The organism is Adhaeribacter radiodurans (assembly GCF_014075995.1).
GTDB classification, from domain to species: domain Bacteria; phylum Bacteroidota; class Bacteroidia; order Cytophagales; family Hymenobacteraceae; genus Adhaeribacter; species Adhaeribacter radiodurans.
In genome coordinates, this window is sequence record NZ_CP055153.1 from 6,460,883 (window position 1) to 6,487,752 (window position 26,870).

A 26,870-nucleotide genomic window follows, 5' to 3' on the forward strand; every position below is an offset into this window, starting at 1 on the left:
TTTAATTTTTACCTGGCTGACTACTCGACCCACCACATTTTGGTTTTTTTATCGTCGGCGCCGCCGTTTAAAGAAATGCCGGCATCTAACTGCGATTTGTTCAGTGAGTATTCGGTAGAAGGGTACTGCAAACGGGTAGGCAACACCCCATCGTTCAAGAAAATAGCCCGGGTATCGGGGTTAGGCATAACCGGGTAACCGGTGCGGCGGTATTCCGTCCAGGCTTCAATGCCTTGGCCAAATAAGGCAATCCACTTTTGAGTAAGAATATTTTCTTTGGTGGCCGGTCCGGCGGTTGCCAGGTAATCGGCAGGCATGGTTAAACCATACTGGCCAAAAGAGGCAGCAATGGCCTGTTCGTAATACATCTGGGCATCTCCGGTAATGTCGCCGTCAACGGCAGCTTCTGCCAGGGTAAACAACAATTCGGAATAGCTCATCACAACGCTCGGCGTAGTAGTCTGCAAGAAGTAAGTGCCGATTTTAGCGCTGGTAGCCAGGTAAGTAGTGGCAATCGCGTCGGGTAAACCGTTCGGGATACCGATGTACTGGTTATTTACCGGCTGGCCGTAAACCGCTAAGCGGGGATCATTCAGGGCTTGCAGCTTATCTACCAAGGTTTTACTTAGGTTCCAGTCGGTACGGCTTTCCTGCACCATTACCTGGTTCCACTCGTTGTTGCTGGGTAAACCGTTGGCGTTTTTAAGTACCGCATAATCGGCGTTGCTGGTGAAAACCGGGTATTTAGCCGGGTCGCCTAATATTTCGGCCATAATAGCCCGCGACTCGGCGGGTTTCTTGGCAGCTTGCCGGTTGGCTAGTTTTAAGCGCAGCGAGTTGGCAAACTTCTTCCACATGTCAATTTTGCCCCCGAACATAATATCGCCCGAAATAGCTGGTCCGTCTACGGTTAACTTTTCGTTGGCAATTTTTAAATCTTCGAGCAAACCCGCGTAAACTGCTTCCTGCGAATCGTATTTCGGCGTGTAAATAGGTGTTTCAGCGGTACCTTGTAATGCTTCGGTGTAAGGAATGGCGCCGTAAATATCGGTTAATAACGAAAATACCCAGGAACGCATTACCAAGGCAGCACCTTCGTAATTGGCATTTGGCGCGGTGCCTTCCGGGCCAGACTGAATGATAATCCGTTGAAAGTTTTGCAGGGCGTCGTTGTAAAAGCCTTTCCAGTTATTGGTGTAATAAGCGGGACTCATGTTGTAGTTATCGCCTTCGTCGGAGTAAATATTGCGAGCCAGGTATTGCACCCACAGCATGCCGCCATCCAGGTTTATACGCTCGAAACGCGCCCGGTGCCCCCAGTAACGGTCTACACTCGACTCAATGCCGTTGGGCAGCAATACCGCCGAACTTACCTCATTTGGTTTGTTCGGGCTCACATTCATCGCTTCAAAGTCTTTGGTACAGGCACTCGCCATAAAAGCTCCGGCAACTACGTACGAGGCTATTTTTATTTTAGAATATATTTTCATCGGATAAGTCTTTTTAAAAATAATTAGATTTTGATGGTAGCAACCCTCATCTCCTGGCCCCTTCTCCTGCAAAGGAGAAGGGAGTTGTACAGTTTTTTTAAATTTTTGTGTGTTTAGGAGATGTTTCGCTTTGTTTTAGAATTTCACGTCCAGGCTCATCCCGAAGCTGCGGCTGTTAGGCAACTGACCATAAGTAAAGCCTTGGGCATTACCGCCTTGTGAATCTACTTCCGGATCAATGTGCGGCGTATTCTTGAACAAAATAGCCAGGTTACGACCTACAAACGAGATACGGGCCGATTGCGCTCTGATGGATTTAGTCAGGAATGCCGGCAGTTGGTAACCTAAGCTTACTTCGCGTAATTTCACGTAGCTGGCATCAAAAATGGCAGATTCGTGGTAGGTACGTGGGTTGTTGTAGCTGTAGAAAAGTTTGGCATCGGCAATAACATCGTTGGGCACGTAAACCGGGGCATCGGCGGTTCCTACGTTTTTCACGCCTTTCCCAATTACGCCTTCTTCGCGACCTACGGCCGTTTCGGCGTATTGGCCGGTCCAGCGGGCAGTACCGGTTCCTTCGTCGTAAATATCACCGCCTTTTCTTACATCAATTAAAGCGCTTAGCGTAACACCTTTAAAAGAGAACGAGTTAGAAAGACCACCAATCCAATCTGGCTGAATGTTGCCCAGCACTTGCTGGCCCGGCGCTACTAATGGCGTACCACGTTCTTTGTCGTAAACAATCTGGCCATCGGGAGAGCGTAAAAACGCGGTGCCGTAGAAAGTACCGTAAGGCTGACCAACCCGAGCTTCGGTAGAAAGTCCGCGGGTGGTGTAAAGCGTGTAAGTGGTTAAACCTTCGGCCAGTTCTACTACTTCGCTGCGGTTACGGGCGTAATTTACCGAAACATCCCACTGGAAGCCATTAGCTAATTGCACCGGTGTACCGGTTAACATTAATTCTACCCCTTTGTTGGTAACCTCACCGGCGTTTAAGAAACGGCGGTTGTAACCCGTAGCTTTTGAAATTTCTACTCCTAAAATCTGATCTTTGGTGCTTTTGGTATAATACGTTGCGTCTAAGCCAATTTTGCCATTTAAGAAACGAATATCCGCGCCTACTTCCTGACCAGTCGTAATTTCGGGCTTCAGGCCGGCGTTGTTAATATCAGTGCTTTCGCCGAAGCTCGGGATAGCGCCGTTCCAGGGCGATTTAGCATCGTATAACTGGTACAACTGATACGGATCGGCATCGTTACCTACCTGGGCCCAGCTGGCTCTAACTTTGGCAAACGATAAAGCTTTGCTGCTGATACCTAATAAATCTGTTACTACTGCGCTCACCGATACCGATGGATAGAAGAAAGAATTTTGGTTGATAGGTAAAGTACTGGACCAATCGTTGCGGCCGGTTACATCCAGGAATAACGAGTTCCGGAAACCAAATTGCGCGGCGGCAAACAAACTTTGCACGTTAAATTCCTGCGTTTCGCTGGCGTTGGTGTTGGGGCTAGCGTTGTTGTTTAAAGTATACAGCTTGTCGATTACCAATTGTTCTACCTGGGCGTAGTTGCGTTTGTAGTAGTTTTTGCGGTAAATATCACCGGCCTGGCCGCTAAAAGAGAAATCCGGTCCGAAATCCTGCTTGTAGGTCAAGATCATGTCGTGGTTGGTTTCCTGGCTCCGCAAAATTTCTTCGTTAAACTGGCCGGCCCGGAAGTTACCGCCCGAAATACGCTCGAAGCGGGTAATGTTGGTGCGGGTATCGCTCCAGTAGTCGGTACCGCTTCTCACCATTAAGCTAAATTTATCGTTGAAAGTGTAGGCTAAGGACATGTTGCCGCGTAAACGGTCTTTGTCGTTGGCGTTAGTTAAATATTCCTGCTCGTAAAATGGATTCACGAAGAAGGTATGCTGCCAGTTCGGCGGCAAATTATCGCCGGGCATTTGGTTATGCACGCCCACGTAATCGCGCCAGTTTTTCAACTGATCCCAGGAAACCGACCGGTGCGCCCAGATAAAATCCTGACTGGATTGGTAAGCCCGGTTATCAGAACCTGATTTAATATATTCGGCGCTTACCGTAGCCTTTAACTTAGAAGTAAGGTTATAAGAAGAGCTGATATCGATGTTGTTTCTTTTAAAATCGTTGTTGAACATAATACCGGTTTGGTCCAGGCGGCCCAGCGAAAGCCGGAAGCTGCCTTTTTCGTTGCCGCCGGTAAGCGCAATGGTATTAAAGAAGGTATGGCCGGTTTCCCAGTATTCTTCCCAGTTGTCCGGGTGCGGGGTTAAAGGTGCTACATCGTCGCCGGTCCACCATTGGCGCACTAAACGACCATCCATGGGAGCGCCCCAGCTTTCGTCGGTACCTTCGGTGCCGTTAAGCGGCGCGTTTGGTCCGTAAGCCGCGCGGTATTGCTGTATTTCCACCGGGTCGGTTATAGAACCACTGCGACCATTGTTAAACCAGGTGCGGTAGCCGTTGCCGCCGCCGTATGTATTTTGGAAATTTGGTTTTACCAGAGGGCGCTCAAATGTAGCGCTAGAGCTTATTTCTACGCCAATACCTTTGGTGCCAGCACCGTTTTTAGTAGTAATTAAAATTACTCCGTTGGCCGCCCGCGAACCGTACAAAGCCGCCGCATTCGGGCCTTTTAAGATCGACATAGAAGCAATGTTTTCGGGGTTTACTTCCGAAATGCCACCGCCGTAGCGGTTAGAATTAGATTGTTGAATAGGCACGCCATCTACTACCACCAGCGGCTGGTTATTTCGGCTTACCGAACCCATACCCCGGATTACAATATTCGAACTGCTACCCGGCCCGCCGTTGCTGTTTACCTGTACCCCGGCCACCCGGCCCGACAAGTTATTAACCACGTTGGTAGATTTTACCTCGGTTAGCTTTTCGCCGCTTACTTCCTGAATGGTATAACCCAGAGCTTTTTTCTCTCTTTCGATACCAAAGGCGGTTACTACTACTTCGCCTAATTGAGTAGCATCGGTAACCAGGCTTACGTTAATGCTGGTTTTGCCACCCACGGCAATTTCCTGAGAAGTGTACCCAATAAAGGAAAACACTAAGGTGCTGGTTGGCGGGCATTCTAAAGAATACATTCCTTCTGCGTTACTAACGGTTCCGGTGGTAGTGCCTTTTACCAACACGGTTACACCCGGTAAGGGTAAATCAGCATCTAGTATTTTTCCGGTGACTTTAATGGGCTGCTGCGCCAGTACCGGCGACAGGGCTAGGGTAACAAGGGCATACAAGAGTAGTAATCGCTTCATAAATCTTAATTTTAATGATGGGTGTTGTTTTTGTGTAGACAAGTAATTAACAGCAATGCGTAAACCGCACTCCTTTCCAGCGAAAGGCTTTAAAACATAGGTCGGCATCCGGGTTATGGCGTATTACAATGGGCAAAAATTATCTGGCTCCCGACAAAAGCTGCCTGAGAATAGGAAATAACCGGAAACGTGGCGCGTAAAAATCAGGATTGAATCAACTCCGGATAACAGAATTGTTCAAAACAGCTCGAAACTGTTGGTACAGGACAAGAACCCAATTAACCTTCAGGTTAACAGTTCTTAATAGTAAATATTAGCAGCTTTTTACAGGTTTTATTTTACAAAACAACCCAGGAATTTCACCAATTTAGTTAATAAATCTAAAATTTACTTTGGTACCAGATCCTTGATTGCTTTGGGTTTTAGAAAGCTACTGCTTTATGTTTTTACTGCTGGCTCGCCGGCCAGCATTCGGTTTGTACTTGTCTCTCCATAATTTTTCTCCCAGAAATAAAACTTTATTTAATTTTTAAAAAAATCTGCCATAAACCATTCGGGTATAAAAAGCATTAACGTTGGCCAGACACAAAAGCTTTTCAGAGTTCTTAATAGTTAAACAAATGTTTTATTGTTAATTATTGATTTGATACTATGCATAGTTACAAATAATTAATTAAAGTGAAAATATCATTGAAAAATTTACAAATCATCCAACTAACAGCTATAATTTTCTGACTTTAAAGTTCTTCGTTCATTATATTTCAGAAAACCCTTTAAAATCCAGCCCATTTTTTAAAATAATTCAAAAATATTCAACATTTTAAATTTTATAATATCATAAATTCGCATTAAAATTTGATGCCACTTATCTAATTTTAAATGTTTATTTATAAATATGACACAAATTTTAAAGTGTATTTGGTAAAATACATAAGTTTATTAAATAATTAAATTAAAATATAAACGATTACTTACTAATTTTTACTTATAAGTATTAATGTCCTATCAAATAATAAGACACTTCATTTTTTTAGCTTTTTACTGGTGTTTACCTAAACTTAACTTGGGGGTAATATTTGGCTAATACTTGCTTTGTAGTTTTAAATATTGAGAAATACACTTGTTACGGTATTCTGTTTGATCTCCTTTAAATCAAGCTTGTAACGTTAGGGCTGTTTCTTAACCAAAATTTAAAAATCGGAAGTACTATGAAAGCACTCACGCGTTTGTTCCGGCAATTAGTAGATCAGTTTGTCTTATATCGGCTGCATTCTTTTTATTCGGCGTTAAAGTCCGATCAAACCGGTCAACCAACTACCTAAGGCTTTTACCCGATTATTATGGGCGTAAAAAAAAGAAAAGTGGAGGTGGTGGTTATTTCGGATGTGCATTTAGGCACTTACGGCTGCCACGCCAAAGAACTTCTGCGCTACCTGAAAAGCATTAAACCCAAAAAAATTATTCTGAACGGCGATATTATTGATATCTGGCAGTTTAGTAAAAGTTACTGGCCCAAAGCGCACATGCAGGTAGTAAAATACCTGACCGGTTTAATCGCCAAAGGTGTGAAAGTGCAGTACATTACCGGTAACCACGACGAAATGCTGCGCAAGTTTGTGGGGTTTAAAATGGGTTCGTTTACCATCCAGAACAAATTATTACTCGAGCTTGACGGCCGCCAGGCCTGGATTTTCCACGGCGACGTGTTCGACGTTACTATGCAGCACTCCCGCTGGCTCGCCAAACTGGGTGCCGTAGGCTACGATTTATTGATTTTGATAAACCGCTTTGTTAACTTTTTTTCGGTTAAACTCAACGGCAACAAAATATCCCTATCCCGTAGCATTAAAAACCGGGTGAAAAGCGCCGTTGCTTTTATTAATAACTTCGAAGAAACTGCCGCCAATATCGCCATTGATAATGGCTACGATTACGTGGTTTGCGGCCATATTCACCATCCCGAAATAAAGCGAATCAGCACAGATATTGGCTCCGTTACTTACCTCAACTCCGGCGATTGGATTGAAAACTTAACCGCCCTGGAATACTACGGCGGTCAATGGCATTTGTACCGTTACCACGACGATGCCACCCTAGCCTACCAGGAAGAAGAACTCCCCGACACAGCATCGGAAGTATTAAACTACCCGGAGCTCATGCAAAACTTAATGCAGGAATTTAAATTAAAAGGCGCTTGAAAATATTATACGCCGTACAGGGCACCGGAAACGGTCATTTAAGCCGGGCACGGGATATTATCCCTATTTTACAACAGCGCGGCGAAGTAGATATTCTGGTAAGCGGCTGCCAGGCCGATATATCCTTGCCTTATCCGGTACAGCATCAGTTTAGCGGTTTAAGTTTTATTTTCGGTAAGAAAGGCGGGGTTGATTTTGTAAAAACCTTTGGCAAGCTAAACTCCCGGGCATTTTACCAGCAAATGCGGCAGTTGCCCATTGAGGCGTATGATTTAGTGCTGAACGATTTTGAGCCGGTCTCGGCCTGGGCTTGTTACTTTAAAAAGAAGCCTTGCGTGGCCTTAAGTCACCAAAGCGCCGTTTTGGCACCGCAAGCCCCACAACCCAAAAAAGAAGATGTGTTCGGTAAGTTTATTTTAAAAAATTACGCGCCGGCCACGCACCACTACGGCTTTCACTTCGACCGTTTTGGCGATAATATTTTTACCCCGGTTATCCGCTCCCAAATTCGGGAACTCACTCCCGATAACCAGGGCCACATTACCGTTTACCTGCCCGCCTACGACGACTGGAAGCTGATTGACCAGTTAAAAAATTTTAAAAATACGGATTGGCAGGTGTTCTCGAAGCATAACAAAACGCCTTTCCGGCACAAAAACATTCAGGTAAACCCGATTCAAAACGAAGCCTTTGTGAAAAGTATGGCTACCAGTGCGGGCGTGTTGTGCGGCGCTGGTTTCGAAACTCCCGCCGAAGCCTTGTACCTGGGGAAAAAATTACTGGCCATTCCCATGAAAAGTCAGTACGAACAACAATGCAACGCGGCCGCTTTAAAACAAATGGGCGTACCGGTTATTCCATCGCTTAAAACCAAACACTTGCCGGTTATTCAGGAGTGGCTCGAAAACGGCGCGGTGATACCGGTAAATTACCCGAACGAAACCGAACAAATTATTGATCAGATTTTACAGGAACACGCCGCGGATAAGTACCAGTCGGTAGTTTAGTATTTCAGAAACGAATGGTTCAAGAGTTAAGCACAGCGTCACTTGGACCGATAGACAAAAGCCAGTCTCCGCACTGGCGAGATAAATTTACAACTAATTGTTGGTGCGAACTTGCAGCTCGTATCACTAAAATACCAATAATAATTATGGTACGAGCTGCAAGCTCGCACCAGCGAAGAGGAGTCCAAGCTCAGCAAAAATTTAAAAAAATGGAAACGCTGGAAGCTTACTTCCGGCGTTTTGAGTAATAACCAGATGCAGCAAACTTTTTTAAAAAATACTACTGCCGATAAGGCCCAAACCAGCGAGCAACCATTAACCCGGGCGGCTTTTGGCGAAACGTTTCAGTGGGGCGTTTCTACGGCGGCGCACCAGATTGAGGGCGCCCATACCGCCGACGGCAAAGGTCCTTCTATCTGGGATACTTTTTCGGGCATTAAAGGTAAAATTCAATCGGGCCACCACGCCAATCATTCCTGCGACTTTTACAACCGCTACGGCGAAGATATTTGCCTCCTGGATCAGATGAATATCCCAAACTTCCGGTTTTCGCTGGCCTGGTCGCGCATTTTCCCGCAGGGCTACGGCAAGGCCAACCAAAAAGGCATTGATTACTACAACCGTTTAATTGACGGCTGCCTGGAACGCAACATTGAGCCTTGGGTAACTTTATACCACTGGGATTTACCACAAGCCCTCGAACACCGCGGCGGCTGGACCAACCGCGACATAGTAGCTTGGTTTCAGGAATACGCCCATTTGTGCGCCAGCCAATTCGGCGACCGTATTAAATACTGGATGGTGCTGAACGAACCCATGGTTTTTGTGGGCGCCGGTTATTTTTTAGGTGTACACGCTCCCGGTCGGCGCGGCATTAAATCTTTTTTAGCGGCTACCCACCACGCTGCCCTTTGCCAGGCCGAAGGCGGCCGGATTTTAAAAAATGCTTTGCCGCACGCCGAAATTGGCACCACGTATTCTTGCTCTCATCTGGAACCTTATCGCCCAACGCTTATCCGTGACCACGGCGCTACTCGCCGGGTAGATGCGATTCTCAACCGCTTGTTTATCGAACCAGGCCTGGGTCTGGGCTATCCCATCGCCGACGTACCTTACCTCCGCCGCATCCAAGAATTTATGAAGCCAGGCGATGAAGCTTTGCTGCCCTTTGACTTTGACTTTATTGGTATCCAGAACTACACCCGCGAAATGGTGAAATACGCTTTTTTCACGCCTTTTATCCAAGCCGCTTTGGTGCCGCCTAAAAAACGCGGGGTAGCTTCTACGGTCATGAACTGGGAAGTGTACCCGCCCTCGATCTACCACATTCTGCACAAGTACAACAAGTACCCGCAAATCAAAAAATTAATCATTACCGAAAACGGCGCCGCTTTCCCGGACCAGGTTGTTAACGGCGAAGTAAACGATACGCAACGGTTACATTATATTCAGGAACACTTAATGCAAGTACTTAAGGCCAGGCAAGAAGGCGTGAAAGTAGACGGCTATTTCGTGTGGTCGTTCACGGATAATTTTGAATGGGCTGAAGGCTACCACCCCCGCTTTGGTTTAGTCTACGTCGATTTCGAAACGCAGCAACGTATTGTAAAAGCTTCGGGTAAGTGGTATACGGAGTTTTTAAACGATTAAACCTTTCCTGATTTTTAAAAGAAGAAAAGCTTTTTTGTGCTCATGTAGAAAGTTTTAATCCCGCTGGTGTAGTGCTATTAATTACCTTTCAAATTTTGTTTGTCAGCCTAGCGTTTCCCATTAAGTAGGGCCCCTAGCCAAGTATGGCGTACGCCGTATTGATAGGTGAGCCATAAAATAATACTGCTTGGTCCAAAAATAAACCCGAGTTTTAGAAGCCAATGCCAGGCGTAAGGAGCCACCAAAATTTGAAAAAAGACCACCACCGGTAAATGAATTAAATAACCCCAATAAGCCGAATCAGATAAATACCGGATAAGCGGTTTTGGTTCGGAGAAGTAAACCATCATGTAGCCAATAAACGCGAGGGCAGTAGTCATAGAGGCAAAAGCATATACGGTATTAAGAACCGCTAAAATAATTTGAGCTACGGCGGCGTTTGGCTCCGCATAAAGTAAATTAATAGTTATTAAGGCTCCAATTAAGGCAACGCTCCAGCCTAGGTTAACAAGCCGGAACTTCCGAAAATTATTTAATAAGCCTGGCTGCCGATGCAGAAACCAACCCAAAGTAAAATAAAGCCCGTAAACTGTGAAAGAAGCCCACCGCGGCACTATTCCGGAGGCCGAGGTATCTACCCCAAACCAGTCGGTCATGCCCAGCATGGGGCCAATCATTAGTATTCCTAATGCTAAACTGCCCCACCAGTTTTGCAGGCATTTTGCTAACAGGCGGTCAAAAAATAAACGAATCCGGTGAGCAGGGTCAATCCAATTTTCCATTATAGGTCGCACCAGAACCACCAACAAACAAAACAAGATTAAAAAATAAAGAAACCACAAATGCATTAAAGGAAAACCCTGCTCCCAAACCATAAAACCAGGCAGTTTCGCGATTGCTTCTGGTCGGCTCAGCTGCGTAACCCGTTGGATTCCCCATACCCACAACGACCAATTAAGACCGTAAAGTAACGGCCAGAATAATAGAAAAGGTAATAAGAGCCGCTTGGACCGGTTGCGAATAAAAGCCGTCTCGCCCTTGCGGTGGTACAATAAATGGACAAAAAATCCCGACAGTAGAAAAAAGGTTTGCATGCGAAAAACGTGCGAAACGTAGAACAAAATATCTAGTACAATGCTGCTCTGGCTATCTTGGGTGGCCCAGTCGTTGTTTACGTAAGTAACAAGCGATTCAATGCCGTGATGAAAGATTCCGATGAGCAAGGCAAACGTGCGGGTAGCATCTAAGCCATGAAAACGTTCGGTTTGGGTGGCTGATTTTAAGGTTGGTTGAAACGAACTAAGGGTAGGCATAAGGGAATAGATTTTTCGGGAAAACTAATTTTGATTCAAAAATAGGCTTGTTTACCCGTATCTACAGTGCCTTAATATTGCTTTACCGGCGAACTGTAGCGCTTTTCTCCTTGAATGGCATTAGTGAGCAGTTATTGAAACCAATCTTTAAACGCAGGAGCCTTGGTACGGCTTACCTGAATTGTATCCGGGAAGAAATCTAAGTCCTGCACCAGTAAAATTAATTTACCATTCTCGATTCGTTTAAATCCGTTAATTATTTGGCGACTGATAATAAACTGCCGGTTAGGCCGGAAAAACATTTCGGCGGGCAGGGTAGCCTCCATTTTATCCAAGGATTTTTCCAGCAGGTATTTTTTTAGTTTTGTAACCAGCACAGTATAGTCCCCATCCACGTAAAGTCCTTGAATCTCGGAGAAGGCAACTAAAACATTTTCACGACCCGATTTTACCCATATTCCTCCCTGGCGCACTTTTTTCTCATCGGCGCGTAACTGTTCCGTGCGCTGCCACTCCTGGAAATAATGGTAGCCCACATAAAAGCCGTTAATTACCAGAAACCAGATGATAAAAATAAAAATATCGTTCTGGTAAAAACTAAGCGGTACAGGCTTCTCCCGCAGTAAAGCATTGAGTATTTCGGTCGTAACAATTATCAAAAGCAAGCCTATTACTGTACTGGCCAATACCTGTAACAATATCCGTTTAACAAGCCCCTGAGCATAAGGCACCCGTTTATCTAACCAGAAAATAAAACTGCGTATGCTCCACCAGGCGGCGTAGCCTTGCAAAGTATCCACGGTAAAGGTTTGTACCAAAAACCAGTTAAGCTGAATGTTGGTGTAAGTTAAATAGTAATTGTAAGCGTTGACAAAAGGAATCAGCAATAAAAACAGCCGGACATCAGGGGTAGAGTGCATCTTCTTAATGTCCGTAACCATAGTTATTTTTCTTACTTAAAAGAAGTAATTGAGCATTGTTAATTAATTGATAATTAAAGATAAACTTTTTCTAGTTACTAGACAGGATGCTCCTTTTTTATAGTTTATCAAAGTCTCCTGAAAAATTTTAAATTTATTTGCCAAAAGGTTGTAACCATTCACTAAACCTGTAGTTTCCCTTCCTGAATCTGAAAAACAAAACGCTGTTTCGCTTGGACGCACTTGCCGATAATGCTTTAATGCTGAAAGTTAAATCCGGAGACGTAGATCGGCTGGGATTGCTGTTCGACCGGTACCACCGGGTGCTGTACAGCTTTTTCTACCGGTTTACGTCGAGCAAAATGGTGAGCGAAGATTTGGTACAGAACGTATTTATGCGCATCCTCAAGTACAAACACACGTTTACCGGCGACGGTAAATTTACCACCTGGATGTACCACTTAGCCCGCAACGTATACGCCGACCATTACCGCCGAGACAGTCGATTGGGTTTTTCGGATGATTTTACAACCGTGGAAAACAGTTTGCACAACTCATACAATATAGAAGAGCAAACCAAGAAAGACGAAGAAATACAACTGTTACAAAAAGCCCTGAACCAGCTGAGTCACGATAAAAAAGAAGTGTTGATTTTGAGCCGGTACCAGGATTTAAAATACAAAGAAATTGCCGATATACTGTGCTGCTCCGAGGCGGCAGTAAAAGTAAAAGTATTTCGGGCGATGCAGAATTTAAAAAATATTTATACTCAATTAGAGCGGCAAGAAATATGATGGATGAGAAGTACATAGATTTAGTAACCGGTCACCTGGAAGGCACCTTAACCTTACAGCAAGAAGCCGAACTACAGGATTACCTGGAACAAGGTAACATTAAGGCCACGGAAATACAGGAATTTAAAAATTTGTATTGTCAGATGGGCGACATACCGGCACCGGCCCCCAGTGCTTTCATGAAAGCGGATTTTCAGGAAATGCTGACGGATTATAAAAAAGAAAACCCCTATCGCGTACCTAAAAGCAGTTTTTTCAAAAGTTGGTTAGCGCAGTGGAGCGTACCGCAGGTATTCGGGCAAATGGTTTTCGGCGTTATTGTGCTGGCCATTGGCGTAGGCATCGGCTTCCGGCTGACACCCGCGAAAACGTACGAAAAAGAACTAAGTCACTTAACCGGCGAAGTACAAACCATGCGCGAAGTGATGATGCTTGCTTTACTCAAGCAATCATCAGCCACAGAACGCCTGAAAGCGGTGAACTTAACCGGCGATCTGGAAACGGCCGATGCGAAAGTAGTCCGGGCTTTGCTGCAAACCTTAAATAACGACCCGAACGTAAACGTGCGCCTGGCTACCATCGAGGCTTTGTACCAACACGCCAGCAACCCCGCGGTGCGCGAAGGTTTAATTGCCGCTATCAGTCAGCAGGATTCGCCGCTGGTTCAAATTGCGCTCGCCGATATTATGCTGAGCTTACAGGAGAAAAAATCGGTGGGTGAACTCCAAAAACTCTTGCGCAAAAAAGACTTAAATCAGGCCGTACAGGCCAAAGTAAAACAAACCATCAACGTACTTATCTAATCCATCAATCTTATGAAAAAGATGTTACTTAGCCTGGCGGTACTAACGTACAGCGGGCTAACCGGGAATTCCTTTGCCCAGAAATTAACCGAAAACATTACGCGCAGCGTCAGCTATAACACCCCTACTGGTACGCACGTGCTCTACGTACAAAATATTCAGGGCGATGTAAAAGTAGAAGGTTACAACGGCGACAAAGTAGAGCTTACCGCCGAAAAAACCATTACGGCCAAAACCCAGGCCGACGCCGAAAAAGGCATGCGCGAAGTGCAGTTAAAAACCGAAGCCTCTGGCGATACCGTGTACGTTTACCTCGAAGCGCCTTTTATATACCGTCGCAAAGGCCGCATGCGCAGTATGAACATCGACCGCGACGAGGATAATTATAATTTTGCTTTTGATATTACTGTAAAAGTACCCCGGAAAACTAACCTGGAAGTATCCACAGTGAACGATGGCGAGGTTACGGTGGCCAACACGCAAGGCGCCGTAAAAGCCAACAATGTTAACGGCCCCATTAAAATTAACAACATTGAAGGCACCACCAAAGCCAATACCGTGAACGGCGACGTAGACGTAATCTACACTAAAAACCCCACCGGTGATTCTGATTTCCGGACTATTAACGGGAAACTGAATGTGGTGTTTAAACCTAACTTATCCGCGGATTTTACTTTTAAAACCATGCACGGCGAGTTCTACAGCGATTTCGATGACCTGAAAACTTTACCGGCGCAAACCATTCAAAACACCAAAAACAAAGGCACCGGCACCATATACAAAGTAGATAACCGCCAGACCATGCGTCTCAGCAAAGGCGGCCCCACCTTCAGCTTCGAAACCCTCAATGGCAACGTGTACGTGCGGCAGGGGAAGTGAGCGCGAGTTTACAGGTTAAAGGTTGCAAGTTGCAAGTTGAAAAGTTATAAGGTTGAGAAGTTAAAAATTTAAAAATCCTAATGCCGCGAGCGTCCTCGCTCGTGGCTGCCATCTGGGAGGCCTCTGGCCGGGCGAATTGGAAAGCTTTTGATTCAGGAATTACATATAAAGCTAAAAACGGAAACACAATCATTCTACAACCGACCAGAGGCCGGACGATAATCATCACGAGCGAGGACGCTCACGATATTAGAATAGGAAGCAAAGCAAGAAAACGAAAAAATTAAAATTAAGAACAAATAACACTTAGTCGCTATAGAACAAACAACCTTAGCTAGGTGCAGAACTCGACGATTTTGTGTTTGAGCGGAGCGAGTTTAAAATCGTCTTGACTTTTTTGGTTCTTTTTGTGTCAAGACAAAAAGAACAAATACTTCGGCAATGAAACAAGGCAGTTAAAAATCAACTGCATACCGAAGCTATGCTAACAGAACTTAAACTTATTTAGATTAACAAAATTTAACTCACCCAAGTCATGAAACGATTACTTTATATTTTATTATTTGCCGGGATTATTATAATTCCTTCCAAGCCCGTGGTAGCTCAAAATGAAAACAAGAATTTAACGGTAGCTTTATCTAAACCAAGCCAGCCAGGCAACTTAAAAGTAGAACTAATGAATGGTTCTATTAAAGTAACGGCTCATTCTGGTAAAGATGTAATCATTGGCTATTCCGGACGGGGCGATGATAACGACAGCAAAAGAGACCGGCAAAACGACGCGGCTGCTAATGGTCTGCGCCGGATCCCGAATAATAGCTTTGGCTTGGAGGCTAGCGAAGAAAATAACCGGGTAGTGGTACGTACCAATTCCTTCAATAAAGAAATGGACTTGAATATTAAAGTGCCCCGCGATTTTTCGGTAAAACTTAGTACTCTGAACGGCGGTAAAATAATTGTGGAAGGCGTAAATGGTGAAATGGAAATAAGTAACCTCAACGATGATATTAGACTCACCGATGTTTCTGGTTCCGTAGTAGCTAATACTTTAAACGGCGACCTGCAAGTAAGTTTAAGAAAAATTAACCCCAACGTACCCATGGCGTTTAGCACCATGAATGGGAAAATAGACGTTGCTTTACCCGCTAATGCTAAGTTTGCCACCAAAATGAAAGCCGATAATGGCGAAATCTACAGCGATTTTGAGATGAATTTCAACAAAGATGGTAAAGAAAAAGACCTGGTGAAAGTAAGTGGCGGCAAAAGTATAAAACTGGATAAATGGCTTTATGGTTCGGTAAACGGCGGTGGTCCGGAGTTTATGTTCAAGAACTTTAACGGCAATATCTACATCCGGAAAATCAAATAACCAGAGGTATAGAAAAAAGAATACATTACAATTTCCTCAATATTAGGAGAGGTATTTCTTGTGTCAGGCACATCTGCCTGATACTTTTTTACGTATCGTTATCTTCTAAAACTCGGGCAATTGTTTTTGTTTTAAGTTGATGGTACAGTGTACATCTTCCAGCTAGGGGCGTTTCTTTGTTATCAATTATTTTTCAGGGAGTGAATGACTGGTATCCTCTTTTAATTAGAGAAAATTAATAACTCTTGATTTTGCCCGGGAGCGGTTCTCTTTGCAATAAATTGTAACCCTAATTTTTCGAGTAAATGCCGCGAAGCCTGGTTATTGGGAGTAGTAATTCCATAAACAGTTGTAAGACCTAACTGCGTTTTGCCGTATTCTAAAACAGCTTTGGCCGCTTCGTAAGTATAACCTTTTCCTTCAAACTCCGGTAGTACGGCAAAGCCAATATCCACCGAATCAAGGTAGTCTCTTTTAATAAAACCACATATACCAATGGGCAGGTGAGAGGCCTTTTCTACCATCTTGTATAACCCATATCCTTTATCGGTATAGTTTTTAATCAGCGAATTTTTAATGTAGTTTTCTGCATCTTGTTCGGTTTTAATTCCTCTGTCTCCAATGTACTCCTTCCAGTGAGGGCTATTCAGCAGGTTAAAGAAAAATTTTTTGTCATTTAAATCGGCCAGTTCAATCCTTAACCTTTCTGTTTGCAGCATTAAATTACTTGTCTAAAAGATTTGTTAACCCGATATACTTTAATTGGTGTAGAATTTATTTAAAAGGCAGTTCCGACTAGCATATTTATTCTGAATAGCTCTTTTACCATTCGTAACCTTTTGGCCTCGTCCGATTATTTTTCATTCGCAGTATGTTTCATTATTATTTCAATACGTTTGTCCGGAATCAACCACATAAAAGCAACTAAAACGTAAATACTACCTGCAATCCAGGAACCGAAATAAGTGGAGCAAATGGCGGTGAAATAAAGAACCGGAGATATTTTGCCTTTTATATCTTTTCCGATTGCTTTAGTCAGAATAAATTCCGGATCGTGGTTTTGGATAATCCGGTTTTGAAGCAGCCAGTACGCTATTGACGACATAAATAAAACCACCCCGTAAAAGGCCATGGGTATTGGAGCAAAATGATTCTCTCCAATCCAGCCGGTTACAAACGGGATCAGCGATAACCAGAAAAGTAAGTGCAGGTTCGCCCACAAAATATCGCCAGTTACATGTTTTACGGTATACAGCATATGATGATGGTTGTTCCAGTAAATAGCCACGTAGATAAAGCTTAAGATATAACTAATAACAACCGGAATTAGGGGCTCTAAAGCCCGCAGATCTTGCCCGTGTGGAACCTTAATTTCTAAAACCATAATGGTAATAATTATGGCTAGTACACCATCACTAAATGCTTCTAATCGTCCTTTATGCATTAGGTAAGTTTATATTATGTAAATGTAGCCTATAAGTTAAAATTATTGTAGAGGCTTAGTTTTTTTATGGTTTTAAGCTTTATTCTTCAGGCATTCTTATAAAGAATTAATATTCGAATTACTTTTTTTTGAAAAGTGTACTCAAAAGTACTTTTAAAGTAATCTTTCTTTTGCGTAATCTTTTCTGTTTCAAGAACTAAGCTGGTATGCGTTTTATTCTGATTGTTGTGCGCTGATTATTTGGAGGGTTTTATTGTCTTTTGCGCCACTAAAGAACTTATCTAAAACTGATTGGAAAACGGGATTAGGATTAGGTACAACTGAAAATAAGGTCATGCACGATTTTAGCTTTAAATCGTCCGGGCTGCCGAAAATCTTATTGGCATTGTTCTCTTGCAGTTGAAGTAATTCGTTACAAATAAGTATTAAGCGGCTACCTAAAACAGGGTGCTTTAAATAATCTTCGGCTTCGTTAAGGTCTTTAATAGCGTAAAACCTCGAAATTTGGCTAAACCCTAATCCTTGTATCTGCGGAAAGATATACCACATCCAATGGCTCCGCTTTCTGCCATTCTTCACATCCGTTAAAGCAATGGCGTAATCGGCTTCTTGGGCATCCAGAAATCTTTTTAAGTTGTTTTCTTTTGTCATTATCAATTAAAGTAGCTTTAGGAAAATAAGTACTATGTAACTTGTATAAATGAATACTTACCAGGCATGCAATCAGGTTCGTTTCGGTACTAGCAAATACAATTTTTAGTAAATTTTAAGAGTGTCTTCGCAAAGTTTATGGTTGCTAAATAATTTACTAATGCTTTATAGCGAAAAAGCAGCTTCCCAAGTTTATCAAGGCTAACATTTGGATTTCAGAATAATAAAAATTCGTATGGAAACTCTTCACTCCAAGCACAATATAAATTTAATGAAAACAATAATTGGAATACTGAATGTTTAATGTTTACTTTGAATCACAAAGTCCTTTTATCGCTTAATCTCATGAAAAATCCCGAGCAACATTTAGAAACCCTGTCCGAAATACGCTCGTTAATGGAGCGCTCCTCGCGGTTTATTTCGCTGAGTGGCTTATCCGGAGTGTTCGCCGGTATTTTTGCTTTATTAGGTGCTTTTGCCGTTTACTGGAAATTTGATTTTAATTTAAGTGCTGCTACCACCTACGCACGCACGGAGCGAGACACGCTCCTGGGTGTCTCAAGTTTAGATGTGTTCCTGGTTTCGGTAGCAGTATTCGTTTTAATAGCTTCCACCTCTGTAGGCATATTTTTAACTACCCGGCAGGCCCGTCGAAAAAATTTACCTATTTGGGATGCTTCTGCCAAAAGGGTCTTCTGGAACTTACTTATTCCTTTAGCTACCGGTGGAATTTTTTGTTTAATTATGCTCAAACACGGCATGGTAGGTTTACTGGCTCCGGCTACCTTACTGTTTTACGGCTTAGCGTTATTGAATGCCAGCAAATATACGTACTCTGATTTACGCCAATTAGCCCTGTGTGAACTAATTTTAGGTTTATTAGCAACTTGGTTTATCGGGTATGGATTGTTATTTTGGGCCGTTGGGTTTGGGATACTGCATATTATTTACGGTATCTTGCTGTACAATAAATACGAACGATGATCGCCTTTAACAAATTAAATAAAGCTTTTGATAGCCGGATTCGGTTAGGGGTAATGTCGGTATTGCTGGTAAACGATTGGGTAGATTTTGCTACCTTAAAAGAAACGCTGCAACTCACGGATGGCAACCTGGCCAGCCATATTACAGCCCTCGAAAAATTAAATTACCTGCAGGTACGCAAGCAATTCGTAGGCAAAAAGCCTAATACATCTTACGCCGTAACTCAAGCAGGCCGCAAAGCTTTTAACGACCATTTAAATGCCCTCGAACAATTAATTAAAACGCGGGAAGGATAAAGTAATAAATAAGAGCATTATAAGAATTTCTTAATTTTTAATAGATAAAGAAGTGGAAAACAGGTGCAGAATTTACTAAAAACTATTCTGATTAATGTTAGTATTTGCTCCTGGTTGTATGACCAATGAAACACAATACAGCTATATAAATTATGAAGTTTTGTCTTATTACAATCTGGCGGCGGAGTATTCTTTATAAGTAAAATAGCTAGCTCTATTTTTTTTGTTTATGAACTTTGTAATTCAAAGTACTTTAAAATAAATAAAATTATTATTCTCCAATGTTTGAAAATGGCTCAATCCGCAGAAGCTAAAAAACAAAAAGTAACTTTTTTAATAACCAATAATCGTGAAAGTAAAATTTATCTTACCCGCTCTTACCGAAGCCAAAAGCCCTTACTGGCGACCTATTAAATATTCCCTCTTTCCGCCGCTTGGATTGGCTACCCTGGCTGCTTACCTCTCGCCAGACGATGAGGCAGTGTTAGAAGACGAACACGTAGAAGAATTAAAACTGAATGATACGCCTGATTTGGTGGTGATTCAAGTTTATATTACTAATGCGTACCGGGCCTATCAAATTGCCGATCACTACCGGAGCCGAGGAACGTACGTTGCCTTGGGAGGATTACACGTAACATCTTTACCCGACGAAGCTGCCCCACATGCTGATAGTATATTTTTAGGCCCCGGCGAAGAAACCTTTCCGCAGTTTTTACAAGATTTACGCCGAAAGCACCCCCAAAAGCGTTATTTTTCTCCCGTCCGGACATTAACTGGCATTCCGCCGGTGCGCCGCGATTTAATAAAGCGAAATTACTATCTCGTTCCTAATTCTATTGTGGTAACCCGCGGTTGCCCACACCACTGCGATTTCTGTTACAAAGATGCTTTTTTTCAGAGCGGTAAAGGATTTTACGTGCAACAGGTAGATGCGGCACTCGCCGAGATTGATCGCTTGCCGGGGCGCCACCTTTATTTTCTCGACGATCATCTATTGGGCAACCAGAAATTTGCCGCTGCATTATTTGCCGGTATGCGGGGCATGAATCGGGTTTTTCAAGGAGCATCTACCGTAGATGCCATTTTGCGGGGCAACTTAATTGAACAGGCCGCCGATGCCGGGCTCCGCAGCGTGTTTATTGGGTTCGAAACGCTAAGTCCTAAAAATTTAAGAATCAGCAATAAAAAGCAAAACCTAAACCGCGATTACCACGCGGCCATTCAGCGGCTGCACGACTTAGGCATTATGATTAACGGCAGCTTTGTTTTTGGGCTCGACAACGACGAACCAGACGTTTTTGCGCAAACAGTAAACTGGGCGGTGCAGGAGGGTATTACCACCGCTACTTTTCACATTCTCACGCCATACCCTGGCACCAAGCTTTTTCAGGATATGAATGCCGCTAAACGTATTCTTACCCATAACTGGGATTTGTACGACACCCGCCACGTGGTATACCAAACCACTAAAATTTCTGCCGAAGCCCTAAAACAAGGCTACAACTGGGCTTATGATAATTTCTACTCCTGGCCTAATATTCTGAAAGGCAGCCTAACGCACGATTCTCTCAAACACCAATTAAAACATTTTGCCTATGCCGGAGGCTGGAAAAAATTTGAATCGCTCTGGAATTTTGTAATTAAATCGCGTAATCTTAATGCGATGCTGCCTCTGCTGGAAAGTATTTTATCTAAAGTAAACCGAAAGGAAAAGCTTCAACCAGAACCCATCTTACCTGCTTCTTTACCCGAACTACCGGTTCTTACTGCCTTTAGCGAATAGCCTTTTATAGGAATAAACGAATGCCCCGCCCCCTTTAAGAGCAGGAATTATTAAAATCAAAATAGAGAAAAAGAGCTCAAATCTTTAACGTAGGTTTCTTTAGACTCAAACCAGTGCGGTTATTAGGTTATTCTAATATCCGGCGGAGATAATTTATCTGGCCTAAGTGGTAAGAAAGATGAGCGGCTAAATGAATCAGGAAAAAACCAGTAGTCATGGGGTAACCTAAGGTTTCTTCTAGGTAAATTTCTTCGAGTTGCGTTTTTTCTAATTGCTGCAACGCTAAAACAACTACTTGTTTTGTTTCATCGATTTGTTGCAGTAGTTGTTCTTTCGGCACATTTTTTAAATTAAATTCTGCCTCCCGGTCACGGGTGTAATCATAGCCTCCCAGGTTCTTACCAATATAGGTTTTCAGGTTTCCTACCAGGTGCAGGCCTAAATTACCGGCGGTGTTCTTTACCTGGCCCGTTATTTTCCAGAGGTTTTCTTCCGTCTGAAAAGATTCAATTTCAATTTTTAATCGGTTTATATCCCGTTCGTAAATAGTTATTAATTCCGAAACCATGGCCTGTGTTCTTAAAGTTAGCTTGACTTTGCTCGAGTACTATTTTGCCTTCTAATGTCTAAATATCTTTCTTTTATTTTACTATTTCCCAGGTAGTATTATTCCGGTGGCTTTTTTTGAATAAAATTCTTTAGTGGTACGGCGGGTAATAATTCTGCTTGAGAAGGACATGTATAATTTTAATATTCGTTCTTGCTAATTTATAAGTATTAGAGTTAAATGTGTATCTTCCAGACTAGATCAGAACTCCTGCTTAATATTTAAACAAAGAAGAGAAGATGCAAAACGAATTACCAAATGGCCGTCGCGATTTTATAAAAAAAACCGGCATGCTTACGGCTGGTCTGGGCTTGGTTGGCAGCAGCGCTTTTGCCAACTTAGAGGTAAACGCCAAAAAAAAGAACAAACTTCCGAAGTGGAAAGGATTTAACCTGCTCGATTTCTTTTCGCCGGATCCCACTCGCACCCGTCAGTCAACCCCCGAAGAATACTTTAAGTGGATGTCGGATTGGGGCTTTGATTTTGTGCGTTTGCCAATGGCGTATCCGTATTATCTAAATTTTGACCGTAGCCGTAATATTACTCCCGATGAGGTTTATAAGATAGACGAAAGGCAAGTAGATAAAATTGATAGCCTGGTGCAGATGGCGCATAAATACAAAATGCACGTAAGTTTAAACCTACACCGCGCTCCGGGTTACTGCGTGAATGCCGGATTTAACGAGCCTTACAATTTATGGACCGATCAGCAAGCCTTAGATGCATTTTGTTTTCACTGGAAAATGTGGGCCAACCGATACAAAAATGTGTCTAATAAAAAAATAAGCTTCGATTTGCTTAACGAACCCAGCATGCGCGAAGACATGAACGACCAACATTCGAAACGCAGCGCGGTACCCGGCGAAGCTTACCGGAAGTTAGCCAAAGCTGCTTCTGAAGCCATTCGGGGAGAAAATAAAAAGCACCTGGTTATAGCCGATGGTAACAATACCGGTACCACCGTTATCCCCGAAATTACTGATTTGGACATTGGGCAGAGTTGCCGGGGTTATAATCCGGGTATTATTTCGCACTACAAAGCCCCTTGGGCAAACAAAGATCCCGAAAATTTACCGGAACCAAAATGGCCCGGCCAGGTGGGCGATAAATATTTAAGCCGGGCTTTGTTAGAAGAATTTTATAAGCCTTGGATTGATTTAGTAAATAGCGGCGTTGGCGTACATTGCGGCGAATGCGGTTCCTGGAACAAAACGCCGCACGACGTGTTCCTGGCCTGGTTCGGCGATGTATTAGGTATTTTGTCGGAAAATGGAATTGGCTTTGCTGTTTGGGAGTTTAGCGGTGATTTTGGCGTGTTAAATTCCGGCCGGACCGATGTAGCTTACGAAGATTGGTACGGCCAAAAACTCGACCGCAAAATGCTGAACTTATTAAGTAAAGTGTAGCGGCTGGATTCTTGATCTATAATCTATAAGCTAATTTGTAAAAGCTTTATAATTCTTTAATTAACGGGGTAAACAAGGCCCGCTAGCTACGAGCCAAACTGGTTACTTTTCAAGCCGCATCAGCACCGCTGAAGGGATTTTTTAATAAAGAAATTAGAAAAAGTGTCTGCTGCCTATTCAAGATGGTACCTGTGTTATCTTCAGGCAGCAGACACTTGTTTAGCAAGCTTTTATTTAAGAATAGGTAATCGGGTGCTGATAGCAATTCTATTCCAGGCGTTTATAGTTACAATAGCCATTATAAGTTGAGCTAGGTATTCGGGGCTAAATAGTTTCTCGGCGGTTTTGTACGTTTCTTCGGTTACGCCTTTCTGGTGAATTAAAGTTACTTCTTCAGTTAGGGCGAGAATAGCTTTTTCTTCGTCGGTAAACAGGTCGGTTTCTTTCCAGGCATTTAGTAAATAAATCCGTTGTTCGGTTTCGCCTAGTTTCCGGGCGTCTTTGGTGTGCATATCCAGGCAAAAAGCGCAGCCGTTCATCTGCGAAGCTCTAATTTTTATTAATTCTTTATGTTTATTGTTTAACTGGGTTGTTTGCAAATAGCTTTCTAACCCAAGCATCGCTTTATAGGCTTGGGGTTGAGCAGCCTGAATGTTAATTCTGGTTTCCATGAGTTTACTTTTATAATGAATACAAACTACTGATGGATAATAAGTCATTGTACTCAGAAGAAAACCCGTTTTACGAGTAACTAGCTGCCGCCCTAAGTTTTAAATTTTGCTGCCTTTGCCGGCAAAAACAAACAGTAAATAATTAAAAAAGGAGCGAAGATAGCAGCAGGGTTTTCCATAACTTGACTACCTTATCCCCAACAAAGCTCGGAAACTTACCTCTGAAAAAACTTAAACTGGTTTAAGAACGTTTTTTCTTGCGGAGCTCACTTAAGTATTCGGGGGTAAAACCCAGGAAAGAGGCTAATAAATATTGCGGAATGCGCTGAATAAATTCAGGATAGGCAGTAATGAACTGCTCGTATAGCTCTTCGCGAGAAAAGTGGTATAAATATTTTATTCTTAACTGACTGGCGGCATACGCTCGCTGGTAAATCAGGCGAAAATACTTTTCTAATGGTGGAAATTGCAGAAATAATTGCTCTTGTGCCGACAAGCTAATAGCCAATACTTCGGTTTTTTCTACGGCCTGGATGTAAAAGTTAGAAACTTGTTGATTCTGAAAAGCCATATAATCGGTTAACCACCAGTTTTCAAGCGCAAACTGAATGGTTTGTTCTACTCCCTTTTCATTTACAAAAAACAGGCGCAAACAACCTTTCACTACAAAATAATGGGAAGTACAAATACTACCTTCCCGAAGTAAATTTTCTTTTTTAAGTAAGCTAATAGGCTGAAAAAAAGATAAGATACCGGGAATATTAGCTTCCTTAATTTCTACAAACCGGGCAAAGTGCTTAATTAACTGCTCTGACATTTTAAGGTTAGAAATAAAAGGCTGCTTGTTTATTTTTTCTAAAATTTTGATTAGTATACCAAACTTTCAAATCTGACCAGAACAAGGTAATAATCGAATCAATTAGAAACAGAAATTTGCCCCACATTTTAGCAACTGTTTTACTGCACTCACGAGATTATACTACCGCAATGAAGTAAAACTAGTCGCAACGAGCAACCAACAGCCAAACGAAAACTGCTAGCCACGAAGCAAAACTTAAAACTTTATATTTGCATTAGCACCGCTGTATGAAGGCTTAAAAGCCTTCACGTAAATAGTTGATACCATTTATCATAAAAAAGCCGGACTGTTTACGAAGAACCAGCCGGGCTTTAATTTGAATGGAATGCTATACTTATTTAGCCGTAGATTCCTGCAAATAAAAATCTAACAGCCGCTGCCGGAACAAATAATCATACTTGGCTTGCACCTGGTTACTGAGCGCTTTGTCGTAGTTGGTTTTGGCCAGGTTTAAATCTACGTAGTGTACGCTGCCACTTTCAAAACGCTTTTGAGCCGCATCGTAAGCTATTTTAGAAGCAGTAACCTGGCGGGTGGAGGTTTGGAACCGGGCTTGGGCAGCTTCGAGGTTACTATGGGCCAATTCTATGCTCTGACGTAATTGTAGCCTTACGTTTTCGGCGGCGTATTCGGCCGTTTTTTCAGCAATAAGCGCGTTGCTCAAACGAGTTCGGTTCTGCCAGCTATTTAAAATCGGGAAACTCAGGTAAAAACCAATGCTTTTGCGCATGTTAAATTTTAACTGGTCGAAATAATGAAAACTTTCTACGTTACCGTTAGGATTAGTTTGCGTTTGAATAATGGGGGTGCGCGTGCCATTGATTAATACAAAATCGGTTTGCGAAGGAACCTCCCGGGTTGTAGTTCCCGTACCATCGGCCACAAACCGCGAGGTAGGCACGGCGCTGGAGTAATTGCTGCCCATGTAACCGCTCATTCCTAAAACAGGCAGTAAGCTGGCGCGTGCTGCTCGCACTCCTTGGTGAGCACTTCTCACCCGTAAATCAGCACCTATAATGCCCGGCTGTATTTTTTCAGCAATAGCAATTAACTCATCCGAAGATTTATTGTACGGGTTAGTAGCGGGTACTTCGGTGGCCAGAGGCTGAATAGTAAAATCAGTGGTAGCGGGTAAATTTAACAACTGCAATAAAGCTAAACGGGCGGTTTTTAAATTAGTAGCAGCGGTTACCTCTTGCAATTCATCCTGGGTGGCCTGTACTTCTAAATCAGCAAGAGTAGAAGTAGCCAATGCACCGGCATCTACTAAATGTTTGGAGCGCTCTACCTGTAAATTAGTATTTTTTAACTGGTTTTCGGAAATAATTAAAAGCTCCTGGCTAAACAGTACCTGTAAATAGGCCAGAGTCACATTTAAGGCCACTGTCTGGCGGGTTTGTTCTAACTCATATTGACTGGCTTTTAAACCTAACTTGCTTTGCTGCAAGCGATATTGTAACTGGCCGCCATTAAACAAAGTAAGGTCGGCAGATAAGCCAAAGTTATTCGATTGAATTTGATCAGTGGTGGGTTGGTTTGTAAACGGATCGATGGACCGGCCCGTGTTGTACGAGTGAGAGCCATTGAACTGGCTGGTAGGTAAAAAAGCTGCTTTGGTTTGCGCATTAACTACCCGGCTAGACTGCAAATTCAACTCGCTTTGCTTTACCAGAATATTTTGCGAAATGGCCTGATTAATACAAGAATCCAATGACCATACGCGGGGAGTTTGCTGAGCAGCCAATTTAGCGGAAGAAAAGAGCAATAAAAAAGCCAGGATAAAAGTTAATGTTTTAAACATAATAATCAGATTATAGCGGTTTGCTTTCTAATTCTATTCAAAGAGTAAATCGCTCGGTTTACCGGATATAGGTAGAATTACTTCCCGCAGGAAGAGGTATACAATAAAATGCCATTTTATTAAATATCTGATTTATAGCAGATTATATTAACATGGATTAAGGAAAAAGATAGAATTGTCCGGTTCCGATACAAGTAATTGTTCGCTTTTATAACACTTATACCCGACTGTCTAAACATTATTCTATAGAGAGTTAAGGTAAATTATTGGCTTTAATTTCTTGAAATACCTAGCGGTGTTTGCTTTTTTCTTTGGAGACTTGAAAAGGCTCCAAATGACGGTGCTGATGCAGTTCAACGGCCTACGTTTGCCTCATGGCCGGCGGGCCTCGTTTGGCTATAGAGGGCGGTTTAGCGAACCTTGGCTCACTCCGTTGCGTCATGCTACTGCGTAGCACCGGAACGCTAAAAGGCCCTCTATAGCCAAACTGGTGTCATTACATGGTAGCAAAGTCTTTCTTGTTTTTATTGACTTGTTATATTTACTATGTAGCTATTACTAATTTTCTAAAGTTCGTGACTTGAATTAGGGTACTATTTTATATCACTCCTGCCTCTCCTAAAATAGGAGGGGAGCCTGCAGTACTTTCTG

22 protein-coding genes are annotated in these 26,870 nt (G+C 42.8%); 11 read left to right on the plus strand and 11 right to left on the minus strand.

Annotated features, from left to right (window positions below; all coding sequences use genetic code 11):
• Window positions 1–20: 20 nt before the first annotated feature.
• Window positions 21–1,490, minus strand: coding sequence for a SusD/RagB family nutrient-binding outer membrane lipoprotein (locus tag HUW48_RS25535; RefSeq protein WP_182413619.1), 1,470 nt, complete (start codon window positions 1,488–1,490; stop codon window positions 21–23).
• Between the two features lie 135 nt (window positions 1,491–1,625).
• Complete coding sequence (locus HUW48_RS25540) at window positions 1,626–4,781, minus strand: SusC/RagA family TonB-linked outer membrane protein (protein WP_182413620.1); 3,156 nt, start codon at window positions 4,779–4,781, stop codon at window positions 1,626–1,628.
• A gap of 1,340 nt (window positions 4,782–6,121) precedes the next feature.
• On the opposite strand from HUW48_RS25540, the gene HUW48_RS25545 reads away from it, so the two are divergent.
• The 3 genes from HUW48_RS25545 to HUW48_RS25555 all read left to right on the plus strand — a co-directional run bounded on the left by HUW48_RS25545 (window position 6,122) and on the right by HUW48_RS25555 (window position 9,636).
• The gene (locus HUW48_RS25545) at window positions 6,122–6,979 is read left to right on the plus strand and encodes a UDP-2,3-diacylglucosamine diphosphatase (RefSeq protein ID WP_182413621.1); all 858 of its coding nucleotides are present in this window, start codon (window positions 6,122–6,124) and stop codon (window positions 6,977–6,979) included.
• Window positions 6,976–7,986 carry a glycosyltransferase family protein gene (locus tag HUW48_RS25550; protein ID WP_182413622.1) on the plus strand — a complete coding sequence of 337 codons (1,011 nt, stop codon included), beginning with the start codon at window positions 6,976–6,978 and terminating at the stop codon, window positions 7,984–7,986. The genes HUW48_RS25545 and HUW48_RS25550 overlap by 4 nt, the downstream gene beginning before the upstream one ends.
• Before the next feature lie 255 nt (window positions 7,987–8,241).
• Complete coding sequence (locus HUW48_RS25555) at window positions 8,242–9,636, plus strand: GH1 family beta-glucosidase (protein WP_182413623.1); 1,395 nt, start codon at window positions 8,242–8,244, stop codon at window positions 9,634–9,636.
• Between the two features lie 107 nt (window positions 9,637–9,743).
• Here the strand turns inward: HUW48_RS25555 and HUW48_RS25560 are convergent, their stop codons facing one another.
• Together HUW48_RS25560 and HUW48_RS25565 are read right to left on the minus strand one after the other, a co-directional pair.
• Window positions 9,744–10,949: an acyltransferase family protein gene (locus HUW48_RS25560; protein ID WP_182413624.1), complete on the minus strand. Its 1,206-nt coding sequence runs from the start codon at window positions 10,947–10,949 to the stop codon at window positions 9,744–9,746.
• Window positions 10,950–11,080: 131 nt separating this feature from the next.
• Window positions 11,081–11,890 carry a LytR/AlgR family response regulator transcription factor gene (locus tag HUW48_RS25565; RefSeq protein ID WP_182413625.1) on the minus strand — a complete coding sequence of 270 codons (810 nt, stop codon included), beginning with the start codon at window positions 11,888–11,890 and terminating at the stop codon, window positions 11,081–11,083.
• A 212-nt stretch (window positions 11,891–12,102) separates the two neighbouring features.
• Here HUW48_RS25565 and HUW48_RS25570 point away from each other — a divergent pair, with 212 nt between their 5' ends.
• From HUW48_RS25570 to HUW48_RS25585, 4 genes are all read left to right on the plus strand, one after another.
• A complete protein-coding gene (locus HUW48_RS25570) occupies window positions 12,103–12,663 on the plus strand; it encodes an RNA polymerase sigma factor (protein WP_246343621.1) in 561 nt (186 codons plus the stop codon).
• Window positions 12,660–13,466 carry a HEAT repeat domain-containing protein gene (locus tag HUW48_RS25575; RefSeq protein WP_182413626.1) on the plus strand — a complete coding sequence of 269 codons (807 nt, stop codon included), beginning with the start codon at window positions 12,660–12,662 and terminating at the stop codon, window positions 13,464–13,466. Before HUW48_RS25570 ends, HUW48_RS25575 begins: the two co-directional genes overlap by 4 nt.
• A gap of 12 nt (window positions 13,467–13,478) precedes the next feature.
• Window positions 13,479–14,345, plus strand: a complete 867-nt coding sequence (locus HUW48_RS25580) for a DUF4097 family beta strand repeat-containing protein (protein ID WP_182413627.1) — start codon at window positions 13,479–13,481, stop codon at window positions 14,343–14,345.
• A gap of 535 nt (window positions 14,346–14,880) precedes the next feature.
• Window positions 14,881–15,714, plus strand: a complete 834-nt coding sequence (locus HUW48_RS25585) for a DUF4097 family beta strand repeat-containing protein (RefSeq protein ID WP_182413628.1) — start codon at window positions 14,881–14,883, stop codon at window positions 15,712–15,714.
• A 221-nt stretch (window positions 15,715–15,935) separates the two neighbouring features.
• On the opposite strand, the gene HUW48_RS25590 is transcribed toward HUW48_RS25585, so the two are convergent.
• The 3 genes from HUW48_RS25590 to HUW48_RS25600 all read right to left on the minus strand — a co-directional run bounded on the left by HUW48_RS25590 (window position 15,936) and on the right by HUW48_RS25600 (window position 17,809).
• Complete coding sequence (locus HUW48_RS25590; protein WP_182413629.1) at window positions 15,936–16,433, minus strand: GNAT family N-acetyltransferase; 498 nt, start codon at window positions 16,431–16,433, stop codon at window positions 15,936–15,938.
• Window positions 16,434–16,567: 134 nt separating this feature from the next.
• On the minus strand, window positions 16,568–17,158 hold the full coding sequence (locus HUW48_RS25595) for a TMEM175 family protein (RefSeq protein ID WP_182413630.1): 591 nt from the start codon (window positions 17,156–17,158) through the stop codon (window positions 16,568–16,570).
• A 213-nt stretch (window positions 17,159–17,371) separates the two neighbouring features.
• A complete protein-coding gene (locus HUW48_RS25600; protein WP_182413631.1) occupies window positions 17,372–17,809 on the minus strand; it encodes a DUF1810 domain-containing protein in 438 nt (145 codons plus the stop codon).
• Between the two features lie 345 nt (window positions 17,810–18,154).
• On the opposite strand from HUW48_RS25600, the gene HUW48_RS25605 reads away from it, so the two are divergent.
• The 3 genes from HUW48_RS25605 to HUW48_RS25615 all read left to right on the plus strand — a co-directional run bounded on the left by HUW48_RS25605 (window position 18,155) and on the right by HUW48_RS25615 (window position 20,875).
• The gene (locus HUW48_RS25605) at window positions 18,155–18,793 is read left to right on the plus strand and encodes a hypothetical protein (RefSeq protein WP_182413632.1); all 639 of its coding nucleotides are present in this window, start codon (window positions 18,155–18,157) and stop codon (window positions 18,791–18,793) included.
• A complete protein-coding gene (locus HUW48_RS25610) occupies window positions 18,790–19,089 on the plus strand; it encodes a winged helix-turn-helix domain-containing protein (protein WP_182413633.1) in 300 nt (99 codons plus the stop codon). Before HUW48_RS25605 ends, HUW48_RS25610 begins: the two co-directional genes overlap by 4 nt.
• A gap of 349 nt (window positions 19,090–19,438) precedes the next feature.
• Window positions 19,439–20,875 (plus strand): B12-binding domain-containing radical SAM protein, encoded by a 1,437-nt coding sequence (locus HUW48_RS25615; RefSeq protein ID WP_182413634.1) that lies wholly within the window; start codon window positions 19,439–19,441, stop codon window positions 20,873–20,875.
• Between the two features lie 127 nt (window positions 20,876–21,002).
• Here HUW48_RS25615 and HUW48_RS25620 read toward each other — a convergent pair whose 3' ends face one another.
• Window positions 21,003–21,443 (minus strand): DinB family protein, encoded by a 441-nt coding sequence (locus tag HUW48_RS25620; protein ID WP_182413635.1) that lies wholly within the window; start codon window positions 21,441–21,443, stop codon window positions 21,003–21,005.
• A 278-nt stretch (window positions 21,444–21,721) separates the two neighbouring features.
• Here HUW48_RS25620 and HUW48_RS25625 point away from each other — a divergent pair, with 278 nt between their 5' ends.
• Window positions 21,722–22,888, plus strand: coding sequence for a glycoside hydrolase family 5 protein (locus HUW48_RS25625; protein WP_182413636.1), 1,167 nt, complete (start codon window positions 21,722–21,724; stop codon window positions 22,886–22,888).
• Window positions 22,889–23,118: 230 nt separating this feature from the next.
• Here the strand turns inward: HUW48_RS25625 and HUW48_RS25630 are convergent, their stop codons facing one another.
• The 3 genes from HUW48_RS25630 to HUW48_RS25640 form a co-directional block, all read right to left on the minus strand.
• On the minus strand, window positions 23,119–23,559 hold the full coding sequence (locus HUW48_RS25630) for a carboxymuconolactone decarboxylase family protein (protein WP_182413637.1): 441 nt from the start codon (window positions 23,557–23,559) through the stop codon (window positions 23,119–23,121).
• A gap of 241 nt (window positions 23,560–23,800) precedes the next feature.
• On the minus strand, window positions 23,801–24,376 hold the full coding sequence (locus HUW48_RS25635) for a Crp/Fnr family transcriptional regulator (RefSeq protein ID WP_182413638.1): 576 nt from the start codon (window positions 24,374–24,376) through the stop codon (window positions 23,801–23,803).
• 376 nt (window positions 24,377–24,752) lie between these two features.
• Window positions 24,753–26,219 (minus strand): TolC family protein, encoded by a 1,467-nt coding sequence (locus tag HUW48_RS25640; RefSeq protein WP_182413639.1) that lies wholly within the window; start codon window positions 26,217–26,219, stop codon window positions 24,753–24,755.
• Window positions 26,220–26,870 lie beyond the last annotated feature (651 nt).

Coding starts and splice junctions, on each gene's coding strand:
- HUW48_RS25625 (WP_182413636.1), top strand. CDS start 21,722: ATGCAAAACGAATTACCAAATGGCCGTCGCGATTTTATAAAAAAAACC.
- HUW48_RS25640 (WP_182413639.1), bottom strand. CDS start 26,219: ATGTTTAAAACATTAACTTTTATCCTGGCTTTTTTATTGCTCTTTTCT.
- HUW48_RS25540 (WP_182413620.1), bottom strand. CDS start 4,781: ATGAAGCGATTACTACTCTTGTATGCCCTTGTTACCCTAGCCCTGTCG.
- HUW48_RS25545 (WP_182413621.1), top strand. CDS start 6,122: ATGGGCGTAAAAAAAAGAAAAGTGGAGGTGGTGGTTATTTCGGATGTG.
- HUW48_RS25580 (WP_182413627.1), top strand. CDS start 13,479: ATGAAAAAGATGTTACTTAGCCTGGCGGTACTAACGTACAGCGGGCTA.
- HUW48_RS25555 (WP_182413623.1), top strand. CDS start 8,242: ATGCAGCAAACTTTTTTAAAAAATACTACTGCCGATAAGGCCCAAACC.
- HUW48_RS25620 (WP_182413635.1), bottom strand. CDS start 21,443: ATGGTTTCGGAATTAATAACTATTTACGAACGGGATATAAACCGATTA.
- HUW48_RS25610 (WP_182413633.1), top strand. CDS start 18,790: ATGATCGCCTTTAACAAATTAAATAAAGCTTTTGATAGCCGGATTCGG.
- HUW48_RS25560 (WP_182413624.1), bottom strand. CDS start 10,949: ATGCCTACCCTTAGTTCGTTTCAACCAACCTTAAAATCAGCCACCCAA.
- HUW48_RS25565 (WP_182413625.1), bottom strand. CDS start 11,890: ATGGTTACGGACATTAAGAAGATGCACTCTACCCCTGATGTCCGGCTG.
- HUW48_RS25630 (WP_182413637.1), bottom strand. CDS start 23,559: ATGGAAACCAGAATTAACATTCAGGCTGCTCAACCCCAAGCCTATAAA.
- HUW48_RS25535 (WP_182413619.1), bottom strand. CDS start 1,490: ATGAAAATATATTCTAAAATAAAAATAGCCTCGTACGTAGTTGCCGGA.
- HUW48_RS25585 (WP_182413628.1), top strand. CDS start 14,881: ATGAAACGATTACTTTATATTTTATTATTTGCCGGGATTATTATAATT.
- HUW48_RS25575 (WP_182413626.1), top strand. CDS start 12,660: ATGATGGATGAGAAGTACATAGATTTAGTAACCGGTCACCTGGAAGGC.
- HUW48_RS25605 (WP_182413632.1), top strand. CDS start 18,155: ATGAAAAATCCCGAGCAACATTTAGAAACCCTGTCCGAAATACGCTCG.
- HUW48_RS25600 (WP_182413631.1), bottom strand. CDS start 17,809: ATGACAAAAGAAAACAACTTAAAAAGATTTCTGGATGCCCAAGAAGCC.
- HUW48_RS25595 (WP_182413630.1), bottom strand. CDS start 17,158: ATGCATAAAGGACGATTAGAAGCATTTAGTGATGGTGTACTAGCCATA.
- HUW48_RS25590 (WP_182413629.1), bottom strand. CDS start 16,433: ATGCTGCAAACAGAAAGGTTAAGGATTGAACTGGCCGATTTAAATGAC.
- HUW48_RS25635 (WP_182413638.1), bottom strand. CDS start 24,376: ATGTCAGAGCAGTTAATTAAGCACTTTGCCCGGTTTGTAGAAATTAAG.